Source organism: Paenibacillus sp. Z6-24 (assembly GCF_054161335.1).
The window spans coordinates 814552-827500 of sequence record NZ_CP096398.1 but is presented as its reverse complement, the minus strand read 5'-3'; the positions used below and the strand labels follow the sequence as shown (position 1 = coordinate 827500).

The following is a 12949-nucleotide window of genomic DNA, read 5'->3' as shown; positions in this document are numbered from 1 at the left end:
TTGCCAAACTTTAGACCATAGGCAGCTGCAATCAGAATTGCCGGGATTTCAATAATGCCGTGCGGTAGCAAACCTTTTACAATAAGAGTGACCAGGTCTACTCCCTCTGTACTGCGCGTATATACCAGGAAGCCGATCATCATGCCGTTCATTACCAGAAAAATAACCGGTAGAATTCCCAACAATGCTCCGAGATAGATAATCAGTATACTTTTGATGACATTATTGAAGAAGATCAGTATAAAGTAGCTGAGCTCTACATGGTTACTTTGCTGCAGCTGCTCGGTAACCCCTCTTAGCTGTTCAAGCTGTTTCTCCAGGTATTGCCCCAACGGTACTGCCAGCCATACGCCTAATATAATACCTATAACAAATAGGGCAACCGATACAAGAAGCATTGTTCTATTGTTGCGTAGGTCATTCCAGAATGTACGTATCGAAAACATGGTTACTCCTTCCTATGGTCACCAACCCCGTATAATGGACATAGATAGAAAGACAGGTATATAGGATGGATTCCCGTATCCCTGTCTCTCTTCCTTACTATTCAATTAACAGTGTTGCATGGTTATTCAAACATGATTACTGCTCATATTTCTGAATGACACGGTTCGCAAGTTCTTCATAGAGCTGGCCAATCTCACTCTCGTTATTATATACGGAAGGAGAGAAGTCTGGATCAGTAGGCAGATTATCTGGTGCGCCAAGCGGAATCTGAGCAAGCAGCTCCGTATGCAGATTTTCGGCCAGCATACCGCCGCCACCTCTGCCGAATACATAGTCTTTCTGTCCATCACGGGTCTGGTAATATGCCATATTTTCTACAACTCCCAGAATTTCATGGTTGGTCTGCAGGGCCATGGCTCCGGCTCGGGCAGCAACAAAGGCAGCTGTCGCATGTGGTGTAGTGACCAGGATTTCTTTACTTTGCGGGAGCATCTGATGCACATCAAGTGCCACATCTCCTGTACCCGGCGGCAGATCCAGCAGCATATAGTCCAGCTCTCCCCAATCAACATCTGCGAAAAATTGACGCAGCATTTTGCCCAGCATCGGTCCGCGCCAGATCACAGGGTTATTTTCACGGATGAAGAAGCCCATCGACATAACTTTTACACCGAAGCGCTCTACTGGCTGGATGCGTCCTTCTTCAACTGTAGGGCCTTCTTCTATTCCCATCATGTCGGGTACACTAAAACCGTAAATGTCCGCATCGATCACGCCAACTCGTTTACCCAGCTGAGCGAGAGCTGCCGCCAGATTGACGGTTACGGTGGATTTGCCCACTCCGCCTTTACCACTGGCTACGGCAATAAAGCGAACACCGGAATTCTCACTGATAATCGAGAGGTTCTCGAGACCTGCTGCATGACCTTTTTGCTCGATCTCTTCGTCTGTAGGAGAAGATGCCTCCTCAGGGGATAATAACCGTCTGACCGCTTCCATTTCGAGATCTGATGGCTCTCTGAAGCGGATATGAATATCAATAGGCTGCACAATCTGAAGAGCCTGACGTACGGCCTGCTCTATCGCATCCTTATACTCCTGTCCCAGCTCGATGCTGACTACAGTCAGTGATATTCTGGTTTCCTTGACCATCACATCACGGATCAATTGCATTTCCAGGAGTGGGAAATCATACTGTGGGTCTTTGACGTTGCTCAATAGTTCAAGTACATATTCTCTGGATAGCATTAATGGCGCACTCCTTATCAGATCAATTTAATATACTTCTATATACAGCGTACCCATAATCATTGCCATTATAGCATTGTATCCGGTTACTTAGCGAATGATTCAGGTGTCTACAGGATATAATGGAAATATAATACTAATTTTAATAAGGATTGCATCTCTACGGTTTATTGGCTTCAGTATGATTAGAGCTGAAACAAAAATGGATTAAAAAACCCTGATAGCCTGCACATGGGCAGGTTATCAGGGAAATAAAATAATCTGGAGCACTTACTGTGGAATGCGTTCAGCCATTCCTTCGATCAAAATCTCCGCTACTTCCGGACGTGTAAATTCAGGTGGAGGGCATTGACCATCTCTGAGCAGCGCCCTTACCTTGGTACCGGATAATGTTAAATGCTGCTCTTTTGGATGAGGACAGGTTTTACTGGATGCCATATTACCGCACTTGGTGCAGAAAAAGCTGTGTTCAAAGAAAAGAGGCGTAATAACGAGCTCTTCTGGAGTAAAGTTAGAGAATATCTCCTGTGCTTCATATGTGCCATAATAATCGCCTACACCTGCATGATCCCGTCCGACAATAAAATGGGTGCAGCCATAGTTTTTACGGACCATTGCATGGAATATCGCTTCTCTCGGTCCAGCATAACGCATTGCTGCCGGGAAAACTCCCAGAAAGGCGCGATCCTGTGGATAATAATTTTCCAGCAGTACCAGATAACTGCGCATACGCACATCTGCCGGCACATCATCCGACTTGGTCTCGCCTACCAGCGGATTTAAAAATAAGGCATCTACCGTCTCCATAGCACTCTTTTGAATGTATTCATGTGCACGATGTACCGGATTACGAGTCTGAAAGCCTACTACGGTATTCCAGCCTTTATCTGCAAAAATCTGGCGGGTCTGTGCCGGATCATAATAGAATTCACTAAACTTCTCGGGTACCGGCCGCTGCAGCACCTGAACAGGTCCGCCTACATAGGTGGAAGATCTGCCAAGCAGCTTTTGTACACCTGGATGCTCCGTATCGTTTGTACGGAATACCTGTAACGCTTCCTCCTGCTGATCCACCTGATAAATGCTGCGAACTTCCAGAATACCGTAGGTAATCTGGTCATCCTCTCCTACCAGAGCCACTTTCTCACCAATCGCAAGGGTGGAAGTGATTGATTCCTCAAGAGCCAGAGTAATTGGAATACTCCATACCAGGCCACTCGCAAGTCTCATATCTTTTAGGACAGAACGGTAATCCTGTTCCTCCATAAACCCTTCCAAGGGGGAGAATGCACCTATTGCGATCAGATCCAGGTCTGATATCGTCCAAGTGTTGATAGGTACCTGCTTCCACTGCTTGGCCTGCTGTAACAGTTGTTCCTTTTCCTGTCCTTCCACGAGTCGGTTAATCAGCTTGCCACCATGCGGTAAAATCGTCGTCATCTGGGTCTCTCCCTTATTATGTGATGAGTGCCTGCAGCGCTACCTCGGTCTATACGAATCTGCCAAACCGGTAAAGCAAGCATTAAACAGTACTTTTTCTACAGAGAATAATGTACTACTTATGTGTAAGTCGCTGTCCACCTATAACAGATAGGATAGAATACAGATAATGAACAGCGACAAAAATTTAGCCTTATCTGCCATGCTCCTTATTTATGCAGACCGCACTCTGTCTTTGCCGAACCGGCCCAACGTCCTGCACGTGGATCTTCTCCAGGCATCACCTGACGGGTACATTGTTCACATCCAATACTTGGATAATGACGGTCATGCAAAGGATTATAAATGATATCATTGTCCCGAATATACTGCCATACATCCTCCGAAGTCCAATCGGCAATAGGATTAAACTTCATCAAACCGAATTTGTAGTCATATTCGATCTTTTTGGCATTGGCACGGGTAGGCGCCTGATCCCGGCGAATACCAGTGATCCATGAATCATATTGAGAAAGAATACGAGTGAGTGGTTCTACTTTACGGATATTGCAGCATGCATTCGGATCTACTGTCCAGAGAGACTCACCATGAGCAGCTGCTTGCTCTTCCGGAGTCAGCTTCGGTGCCACTTTTACAAAGTTGATTCCGTAGCGTTCAACCATACGATCGCGCGTCTCATACGTTTCCTGGAAATGAAAATCGGTGTCCAGGTAAAAAATATCAGTGGATGGGCTGATCGTCTGCAGCATATCTACGATCACTACATCCTCTGCTCCAAAGCTGCAGGCAAAAGTGAGACTTTCAAAATTATCAACAGCCCAACGTATAACCTGCTCTGCTGAAGCATGCTCCAATTCTTCCGCTTTAATTCTGGCCAACTCTTCCTTTTCCAAAAGATTCATGTGTATTCCCCCATCTTTAAAGTTAGTTTTTTTCAAATTGGAAAAAAGTACTCATGTGTCATTGATCTACCTCTATAGAAAGATAGATTAACCGGACTTGATTCACACGTTGTACCTCTGAAACATTTTCTGCAAGCTTAATTGTCATTTTAAGAAGACTAACTATGGATGTGAATAAAACCAACTAAACTACTAAGAATTATATGTATATTATAGGTCCTTCTTTCTGCCGATTCAAGAGGAACTTAAAGATTATTCCAAAAAAATGTAAACGGATTAGTTTGATACTCTATTTGGCATAAAGACTGAATTCATCAGAATATTTTGTGGATAACTGTATGCTAGAAATTTATTTTTCAATGTAGTTTTTTATTCACAGGCTTATGCACATATTCTTGTATACAATCTGTATTTTCCTTGATTATAGGTTTTCTTTTCCACAAACTATACACAATACACTATTCATTTAATTTGCTCATTGATTGTTTGAATAGAACGTTTCAATTTCACATAATTTACAGGAGCATTTAAGCAAATAAAAAAGCCCTTTCTCTGAGTAAGAGAAAAGGCTTTTGAACAACGAATTAACGTTTGGAGAACTGAGGTGCGCGACGTGCTGCTTTAAGACCGTATTTTTTACGCTCTTTCATACGAGGGTCACGAGTCAGGAATCCAGCTTTTTTCAGGGAACCGCGCAGTTCTGGATCAGCTTTGAGCAATGCACGGGAGATACCGTGACGAATTGCGCCTGCTTGACCAGAGATACCGCCACCGTGAGTCAGTACGATTACATCGTAGCTTCCCACAGTTTCTGTCAGGTTCAGTGGTTGTTTAACGATCAGTTTGAGTGTTTCCAAACCGAAATATTCATTGATGTCGCGTTTGTTGATGACAATGCGTCCTTCACCCGGTACAAGGCGAACACGTGCTACCGAATGTTTACGACGACCTGTCCCATAGTATTGTACTTGTGCCATGAAACTGTCCTCCTTTTAATTATCCGCGAAGTTCGTAAACTTCTGGTTTTTGTGCTGCATGTGGATGTTCTGCGCCAGCGTATGCTTTCAGACGCAGCTTCATTGCATTACCTTGACGAGTTTTTGGAAGCATACCGTGTACAGCAGCTTCAATTACACGTTCTGGTTTGTTAGCGAGCAGTTCTTGAGCATTCGTCACTTTCAGACCACCTGGGTGCATGGAATGACGATAGTATTTTTTGTCTTGCAGCTTTTTACCAGTCAGGTGAATTTTTTCAGCGTTGATTACGATAACGAAATCTCCGCCATCCACGTGAGGTGTGAAAGATGGTTTATGTTTACCGCGGATCAGTGCTGCGGCTTCACTTGCCAGACGGCCAAGTGTTTTACCTTCAGCATCAATAATGTGCCAATTGCGTTCTACTTCACTTGGCTTCGCAATATAGGTCGTGCGCATGAGAAGTTCCTCCTTAGTCTGCTTTTGAAAATTTACATTTTCATATATGATCGTTCTTTGTTTGTGTTGTTAATACACAATGTTACATTTGTAATAGTTAATGGTTATATCAATGGTAATGTAATTCCCTTAGGGGGCTGTGGGATAGCTCTAAGAAAACACAACTTTTATTTTACAGGATGAATCAACGTTAAGCAAGCACTATTTAACCTTTTTCAAGACTTTTTTTATTGGATCATTAATCTTCAAAAGTAATGTCATCATAGTGGACTCCCCACATGGTTAACGCCTTACTGACGGCTGTAGGACCTGCAGCGCTGCGATCACAGGCTGCAATCATCCCTGGTATAGCATCAGGCTTATGCTTGCCCTCTCCTACCTGAATGAGCGTTCCTATAATAATCCGTACCATATGCTGTAAAAAGCCATTACCCGTAATATAAAAATGCAGGATACCCTGGTCTCTTGTATGAGGACGCGTCTGTGAATAATCGATCTCCAGTCTTGTCTCAAGCACCGTACGAATATGGCTCTGCTTTTGGGAATAACGGGAAGCAAAAGAAGTGAAGTCATAGGTTCCTACAAAATAATGAAAAGCCTCTTCCATGGCCTGTACGTCCAACTTTCCCGGATGGTGCAGCTGCATATGCCGTAAAAACACATCCGGATATTGATTGGCATTAATCGTATATCGGTAGGTTTTACGTTTAGCAGAACGCCTGGAATGAAACTCTAACGGAACTTCCCTGGACCCGGTAACCACAATATCTCTGGGCAGACGGCCATTAAGGGCCAGAGGCCAGCGATCCGCAGGTACCGGAGAGGCTGTTATGAAGTTAAACACCTGGCCGACTGCATGTACTCCAGCGTCTGTACGCCCTGAACCATGGATCTTCGGCTTCTCACCGATTATAGAGGCTATTGCCTTCTCCAAATGATCCTGTACGGTATTCCCGTCCGGCTGTGTCTGAAAGCCGTTATAGCGGCTCCCATCATAATTTACGGTCATACATAGATTACGCATGCATCTCACACCTTTATATACACATACAAAGCGAGGGAGCCCCTAGTGGAGCCCCCTCCCTTCATCTTGATACCATAACTTATCCAAACAGAGAAAAAAAGGGCTTTGTCAGAATCCAATGACCCTGTCCACCCTTCTTTATCTGCATGTTACGCGCGGTCTACCAGTTCAAGATAAACCATAGGTGCAGCGTCGCCACGACGAGGTCCCAGTTTTAGGATACGAGTGTATCCACCTGGACGCTCTGCATAACGAGTTGCCAGTTCAGAGAACAATTTTTGAATTGCATCTTGTCCACCATCGAGAGATTCGCGACGTACATAAGCAGCAACTTGACGACGAGCATGCAGATCTCCACGCTTGGACAGGGTGATCAGCTTTTCAGCGATAGAACGAAGTTCTTTCGCTTTTGCTTCTGTCGTTTGAATACGCTCATATAAGAACAGGTCAGTTACCATATCACGGAACAATGCTTTACGAGCGCTGGAGTTGCGACCCAATTTTTGATATGCCATATTGTATTCCCTCCTTCTTCACATGATTAAGTGACTAGTCTTCCTGACGCAGACCCAGCCCCAGTTCCTGCAGTTTCTCTTGAACTTCTTCGAGAGATTTGCGGCCTAGGTTACGGACTTTCATCATATCGTCTTCGGATTTAGTAGTCAGTTCTTGTACCGTATTAATGCCGGCACGTTTCAAGCAGTTGTAAGAACGTACAGAGAGGTCGAGCTCTTCGATAGTCATCTCGAGCACTTTCTCTTTTTTGTCCTCTTCTTTTTCGACCATAATTTCAGCATCTTTTGCTTCGTCAGTCAGACCAACAAACAACATCAAATGCTCGGTCAGAATTTTGGCACCCAGGCTAACTGCTTCTTCCGGGCGAATGCTTCCATCCGTCCAGATTTCGATAGTCAGCTTGTCATAGTTCGTAACCTGACCAACACGAGTATTTTCGATACCGTAGTTAACACGGGAAATCGGGGTATAAATAGAATCGATCGGAATCACGCCGATTGGCTGATCAGAACGCTTATTTTTATCCGCCGATACATAACCGCGACCACGATTAGCAAAAATACGCATGTGGAGTCTTGAACCTGGAGCCAGAGTGGCAATATGAAGATCCGGATTAAGGATTTCCACGTCACTGTCAGCACGGATATCGCCTGCAGTGACCACTCCATCTCCTTCTGCATCAATCTCTAACAATTTTTCTTCATCAGAGTGGATTTTCAGAGAAAGGGCCTTGAGGTTCAAAATAATTTCCGTAACGTCTTCCATTACTCCTTGAACCGTTGAGAACTCGTGCAATACACCATCGATTTGTACGGATGTTACCGCTGCTCCCGGAAGAGAAGAAAGCAAGATCCGGCGAAGTGAATTGCCAAGTGTTGTGCCGTAACCACGTTCGAGAGGTTCTACGATGAACTTGCCATAGGTTCCTTCATCATTTACATCTACGGTCTCAATTTTCGGCTTTTCGATTTCTATCACTGCAATATCCCTCCTTCAAAACGTCGCTTCGGTGAAACTGTCGCTAAAACTTTATTCAATAGACATGCAGTAGTCCCCGGTATACATAAAATGTATTCTCCGGGAGGATGACCACATTGAAGAGACATGCTTCGATTATACGCGACGACGTTTTGGTGGACGGCATCCGTTATGCGGGATTGGAGTTACATCCTTGATCAGGTTAACTTCCAGACCAGCTGCTTGCAGGGAACGAATTGCTGCTTCACGTCCTGCACCTGGACCTTTAACCATAACTTCAACAGCCTTCATGCCGTGTTCCATAGCTGCTTTAGCTGCTGTTTCAGCTGCCAGTTGTGCTGCGAATGGAGTCGACTTACGGGAACCTCTAAATCCAAGACCGCCGGAGCTAGCCCAGGAAATGGCATTACCATGAGGATCCGTAATAGTAACGATCGTATTGTTAAACGTGGAACGAATATGTGCCACGCCAGATTCGATATTTTTACGGTCGCGACGCTTAGTACGTACGACTTTTTTAGCTTTAGCCATTGCTCATTAACCTCCCTTACTTCTTCTTGTTCGCTACTGTACGACGAGGACCCTTACGTGTACGAGCATTTGTTTTAGTACGTTGTCCACGAACCGGCAGACCACGACGGTGACGAACACCACGGTAGCATCCGATTTCGATCAGACGTTTAATGTTAAGAGAGATCTCACGACGAAGATCACCTTCAACTTTTGTACTTTCAATTGCTTCACGCAGTTTTCCTACTTCATCTTCAGTTAGATCGCGGACACGAGTGTTAAAGTCAATACCTGTACCACTCAGAATTTTCTGGGAAGTCGTTTTACCGATTCCGAAAATATATGTCAAGGCGATCTCAACGCGCTTATCACGTGGTAAATCTACACCAGCTATACGTGCCATTACGCTACACCTCCTCGATTAATTAACCTTGCTTTTGTTTGTGCTTAGGGTTTTCACAAATTACCATTACATTCCCTTTGCGGCGAATGACTTTGCATTTTTCGCAGATGGGCTTTACAGAAGGTCTTACCTTCATGTTAATTACCTCCTCAAGTTTTACTACCGTAAAACTTATTTCGTCAGCATGTTATCTGCACCACAAATTTATATCACATAAGCATCTATTATACCATAGATTTATGCATTTGTGTTCTATTTACGATAAGTTATACGACCTTTTGTCAAATCATAAGGTGAAAGTTGAACTACCACCTTATCTCCAGTCAGAATACGGATAAAGTGCATCCGCAGCTTACCAGAAACATGAGCAAGAATCTGATGACCATTTTCCAGCTCAACTTTGAACGTTGCATTCGGCAATGGTTCAAGAACCACGCCTTCTACCTCAATAACATCTTCTTTAGCCACAATGAGTTCCTCCTTAAACCGTATTTTTTTCGGCAGATTCAACAAACTTGGCAACTGCATGACGCAACTTTCCGTTTGTGACCCGTCCGCTTTCTTGCAAACTGTCTACGACTTCGCTGCTAATCACCGGCATCAGCTCCAAATGAAGCAAATTCTTCTTCTTCGGCTGATCAAACTTGCGTTTGTTTCCGTCGGCGATATACACGAATTTCTCATCCGATATTGCAATGATTACAGCAGGTTGGCCAGCTCCCTTACCTTTTGAAACTCTCACAACTTGACCGACCTGCGGGGATGTCCCTGTTTTCAAAACAATCACCTACGCGTTAAGTTTTGTGAAAATTTCCATACCGTCCGGTGTAACCGCAACTGTATGTTCAAAATGGGCACACAGTGAGCCATCAACCGTAACTACTGTCCATTTGTCTTCCAACGTTTTCACTTGCCGTCCACCAGCATTTACCATAGGTTCAATTGCTAGAACCATTCCCGGTTTAAGCCTTGGACCCCGATCGGCGATTCCGTAATTCGGAATTTTTGGATCTTCGTGCAGTTTGGTTCCGATCCCGTGACCGACATACTCTCGTACGACAGACATTCCGGCATCTTCAATAAAACGCTGTATCGCATGCGATATTGTAAACAGACGCACATCCGGTTTTACCAGGTCAAGTCCGGCAAATAAAGCCCCTTCTGTAACATCCAAAAGACGCTTCGCTTCGTCAGAAATTTGTCCTACCGGATAGGTCCACGCCGAATCACCGTGATACCCCTGATACTGAGCTCCAATATCAAAAGTAACGATGTCGCCTTCTTGCAGTTTGCGTTTGCTTGGGAATCCATGAACAAGCTGCTCATTCACCGAAGCACAAATACTGGCAGGAAAACCATTGTATCCTTTGAACGATGGCAAGGCATTCTGGCTGCGAATATAACGGTCCGCAAGTTGATCGAGCTCTTCCGTTGTAACCCCTGGCTCGATAGACTGTTTGATCAAAGCGTGTGTTTCCGCTACGATTCGCCCTGCTTCTCGCATAAAGCCAAGTTCTGTTTCGGATTTGCAAATGATCATTCCGCTTAACCTCTCAGCAATGACACAATATCCTGTGATACTACGTCAATGCCCTGTTCGCCATCAATATCTCTTAGAAGGTTGCGATCTCCGTAGTAAGCGAGCAGAGGTGCCGTCTTGTTACCGTACTCGTCAAGTCGGGTTGCTACACTTTCTTCGTTATCATCAGCTCTCTGGTAGAGTACACCGCCATCGATATCACATACGCCTTCTTGCTTTGGCGGATTAAATACAATGTGGTAAGTAGCACCGCAAGTTTTGCAGATGCGTCGTCCGGTAATACGAACGAGCAGCTTGTCACGATCTACTTTAAGATTGATTACGTGGTCCAGCTTCCGGTCCATTGCTGCCAGCATCTTATCCAGTGCTTCAGCCTGGGCCAAAGTTCTTGGATAACCGTCAAGCAAAAAACCTTTTTCACAGTCAGGTTGAGCGAGTCGCTCTTCCACAATTCCATTGGTTACATCATCCGGTACCAGTAACCCCTGATCAATGAACTCTTTGGCTTTAACTCCAATAGGAGTCTCCTGTTTGATCGCCAGACGAAATGCATCGCCCGTAGAAATATGAGGAATGCCCAGTTCTTTCACAATCACAGCGGCCTGTGTTCCTTTTCCTGCTCCCGGAGGTCCCATGAATATAATGTTCACGCTTCGTCACTCCCCCTAAAACTACTCTTGCAAGAACAGCACGGAAAGGTGCCGGGTATGAATGGGACTCCCCATTCAGCCGGAACCTGCCGTCTATTTATTGATAAAACCCTTGTAATGGCGTTTGATAAGTTGGCTTTCGATCGTTTTCATCGTATCCAGTGCAACACCGATAACGATAAGAAGCGATGTACCACCGATTTGAACCGATTGAGGCAAACCGGAAATGGCGCCCAAGAATACTGGAAGTACAGAGATGATCGCCAGGAACAAAGAGCCGGTCATGGTCAAACGAGTCATAACACGAGTCAAGTACGTAGCCGTAGGCTTACCTGGACGAACGCCTGGAATGTAACCGCCATTCTTCTTCATATTATCTGCCATTTGCGTAGGATTCATTTGCACAAATGTATAGAAGAAAGTAAAGCCTATAATCATTATAACATACAGCACCATACCGAGCGGCTTGTCGTACCAAAGATTATCGGTAACCCATTTAGCCCAGAGATGTGTAGACCAAAAGCTTGCTATAATGATCGGGAATTGAAGCAGGGATACAGCGAAGATTACAGGGATAACACCAGCTGAATTGATCTTCAGCGGAATATGTGTATTCTGACCGCCATACATTTTGTTACCTACAACGCGTTTTGCATATTGTACCGGAATTTTCCGAATCCCTTGTTGAATGAAGATAACACCGATAACAATCAAAATCACGACAATAACAACGACAACCAGTTTCACAACGTTCATGAACGTCTGACCTGGTGCCAGGAAATCCGATTGAACCATATCACGGATATGCTGTGGAATTGCTGCCACGATCCCCGCGAAAATGATAATCGAGATCCCGTTACCAATTCCTTTTTCAGTGATCTGCTCGCCGAGCCACATTAGGAAAGATGTACCCGCCGTCAATACAAGTGCAATCAGAATATAACTCCAGATAGTAGCACCTGGAATCATTTCTGTGTTGTACAGACGGTTAAAGCCGATCGATGTACCAAAGGCCTGAATCAGACCCAGAATAACTGTACCGTAACGAGTAATCTGTGCTAGCTTCTTTTTACCGTGTTCCCCTTGTTTTGCCCATTCCGCAAACTTTGGAATGACATCCATCGACAGTAACTGTACGATGATGGACGCTGTGATATACGGCATAATTCCAAGAGCAAAGATCGAGAATCGAGACAATGCTCCTCCGGAGAAGGTGTTTAAAAGACCGAATAATTCTTGCCCCTGGTTATTTGTGGCAGTGAAAACTTCCGTGTTTACTCCAGGTACTGGTACAAACGAACCGATACGGTAGACAATTAGTACCAGCAGGGTAAATAGTATCCGATTTCTAAGATCCTCCACCCGCCATATATTCGTCAGGGTCTTGAACATTAGATCACCTCGGTTTTACCGCCGGCAGCCTCGATCTTCTCTACCGCAGATTGAGAGAACTTATTCGCTTTTACAGTCAGTTTTACAGACAGTTCGCCATTACCCAGAATCTTGATTCCGCTTTTCGCACTTTTTACAATGCCTTGCTCCATCAAGAATTCAGGAGTTACTTCAGTATCAGCAGCCAGACTGTTCAGTTCAGCTACGTTAACCAGTGCATACTCTTTACGGGTTGGGTTAACAAATCCACGTTTCGGCAAACGACGATACAGTGGGTTTTGACCGCCTTCAAATCCTGGACGAACACCGCCGCCAGAGCGTGAATTTTGTCCTTTGTGACCACGACCCGATGTTTTACCAGTACCACTACTAGTTCCGCGACCAACGCGCTTACGCTCTTTACGGGAACCAGGTGCTGGAGAAAGTTCATGCAATTTCATCGTTCGTTGCACCTCCTTATTGATA

The 12949-nt window shown here is 44.8% G+C and carries 18 protein-coding genes (1 of these 18 cut by a window edge); all 18 read right to left on the bottom strand.

The genetic code is table 11. The features are described from left to right. On the bottom strand, positions 1 to 446 hold the 5' portion of the coding sequence (locus M1D61_RS03625) for a stage II sporulation protein M (protein ID WP_458121214.1). Its footprint begins 172 nt before the window's first position; 446 of the gene's 618 nt are visible here — the first part of the coding sequence; the start codon lies at positions 444 to 446; the stop codon falls past the left edge of the window. A gap of 136 nt (positions 447 to 582) precedes the next feature. Next, positions 583 to 1695 (bottom strand): P-loop NTPase, encoded by a 1113-nt coding sequence (locus M1D61_RS03620; protein WP_458121213.1) that lies wholly within the window; start codon positions 1693 to 1695, stop codon positions 583 to 585. Between the two features lie 270 nt (positions 1696 to 1965). Continuing rightward, a complete protein-coding gene (sat, locus tag M1D61_RS03615; protein ID WP_458121212.1) occupies positions 1966 to 3135 on the bottom strand; it encodes a sulfate adenylyltransferase in 1170 nt (389 codons plus the stop codon). A gap of 209 nt (positions 3136 to 3344) precedes the next feature. Continuing rightward, positions 3345 to 4037 carry a phosphoadenylyl-sulfate reductase gene (locus tag M1D61_RS03610; protein WP_046213334.1) on the bottom strand — a complete coding sequence of 231 codons (693 nt, stop codon included), beginning with the start codon at positions 4035 to 4037 and terminating at the stop codon, positions 3345 to 3347. A gap of 584 nt (positions 4038 to 4621) precedes the next feature. After that, on the bottom strand, positions 4622 to 5014 hold the full coding sequence (gene rpsI, locus M1D61_RS03605; RefSeq protein ID WP_046213335.1) for a 30S ribosomal protein S9: 393 nt from the start codon (positions 5012 to 5014) through the stop codon (positions 4622 to 4624). Between the two features lie 19 nt (positions 5015 to 5033). After that, a complete protein-coding gene (gene rplM, locus M1D61_RS03600; RefSeq protein ID WP_017815391.1) occupies positions 5034 to 5471 on the bottom strand; it encodes a 50S ribosomal protein L13 in 438 nt (145 codons plus the stop codon). 238 nt (positions 5472 to 5709) lie between these two features. Continuing rightward, a complete protein-coding gene (gene truA / locus M1D61_RS03595) occupies positions 5710 to 6495 on the bottom strand; it encodes a tRNA pseudouridine(38-40) synthase TruA (protein WP_458121211.1) in 786 nt (261 codons plus the stop codon). Positions 6496 to 6644: 149 nt separating this feature from the next. Next, the gene (rplQ, locus tag M1D61_RS03590; protein WP_017815389.1) at positions 6645 to 7010 is read right to left on the bottom strand and encodes a 50S ribosomal protein L17; all 366 of its coding nucleotides are present in this window, start codon (positions 7008 to 7010) and stop codon (positions 6645 to 6647) included. A 34-nt stretch (positions 7011 to 7044) separates the two neighbouring features. Beyond that, positions 7045 to 7989 carry a DNA-directed RNA polymerase subunit alpha gene (locus M1D61_RS03585; RefSeq protein WP_458121210.1) on the bottom strand — a complete coding sequence of 315 codons (945 nt, stop codon included), beginning with the start codon at positions 7987 to 7989 and terminating at the stop codon, positions 7045 to 7047. 135 nt (positions 7990 to 8124) lie between these two features. After that, on the bottom strand, positions 8125 to 8520 hold the full coding sequence (gene rpsK, locus M1D61_RS03580) for a 30S ribosomal protein S11 (RefSeq protein ID WP_017815387.1): 396 nt from the start codon (positions 8518 to 8520) through the stop codon (positions 8125 to 8127). A gap of 16 nt (positions 8521 to 8536) precedes the next feature. Continuing rightward, positions 8537 to 8902: a 30S ribosomal protein S13 gene (gene rpsM, locus M1D61_RS03575; protein WP_017815386.1), complete on the bottom strand. Its 366-nt coding sequence runs from the start codon at positions 8900 to 8902 to the stop codon at positions 8537 to 8539. 22 nt (positions 8903 to 8924) lie between these two features. Then, a complete protein-coding gene (rpmJ, locus tag M1D61_RS03570; RefSeq protein ID WP_003333770.1) occupies positions 8925 to 9038 on the bottom strand; it encodes a 50S ribosomal protein L36 in 114 nt (37 codons plus the stop codon). Between the two features lie 116 nt (positions 9039 to 9154). Then, positions 9155 to 9370: a translation initiation factor IF-1 gene (gene infA, locus M1D61_RS03565; RefSeq protein WP_017815385.1), complete on the bottom strand. Its 216-nt coding sequence runs from the start codon at positions 9368 to 9370 to the stop codon at positions 9155 to 9157. Positions 9371 to 9383: 13 nt separating this feature from the next. After that, entirely contained in the window at positions 9384 to 9680 is a 297-nt protein-coding gene (locus M1D61_RS03560; protein WP_458121209.1) for a hypothetical protein, read from the bottom strand. A 9-nt stretch (positions 9681 to 9689) separates the two neighbouring features. Beyond that, complete coding sequence (gene map, locus M1D61_RS03555; RefSeq protein ID WP_458121208.1) at positions 9690 to 10442, bottom strand: type I methionyl aminopeptidase; 753 nt, start codon at positions 10440 to 10442, stop codon at positions 9690 to 9692. Between the two features lie 5 nt (positions 10443 to 10447). Beyond that, entirely contained in the window at positions 10448 to 11092 is a 645-nt protein-coding gene (locus M1D61_RS03550; RefSeq protein WP_458121207.1) for an adenylate kinase, read from the bottom strand. A gap of 93 nt (positions 11093 to 11185) precedes the next feature. Beyond that, a complete protein-coding gene (secY, locus tag M1D61_RS03545; protein WP_046213340.1) occupies positions 11186 to 12484 on the bottom strand; it encodes a preprotein translocase subunit SecY in 1299 nt (432 codons plus the stop codon). Continuing rightward, positions 12484 to 12924, bottom strand: a complete 441-nt coding sequence (gene rplO, locus M1D61_RS03540; protein ID WP_017815380.1) for a 50S ribosomal protein L15 — start codon at positions 12922 to 12924, stop codon at positions 12484 to 12486. Before rplO ends, secY begins: the two co-directional genes overlap by 1 nt. Between the last annotated feature and the right edge of the window lie 25 nt (positions 12925 to 12949).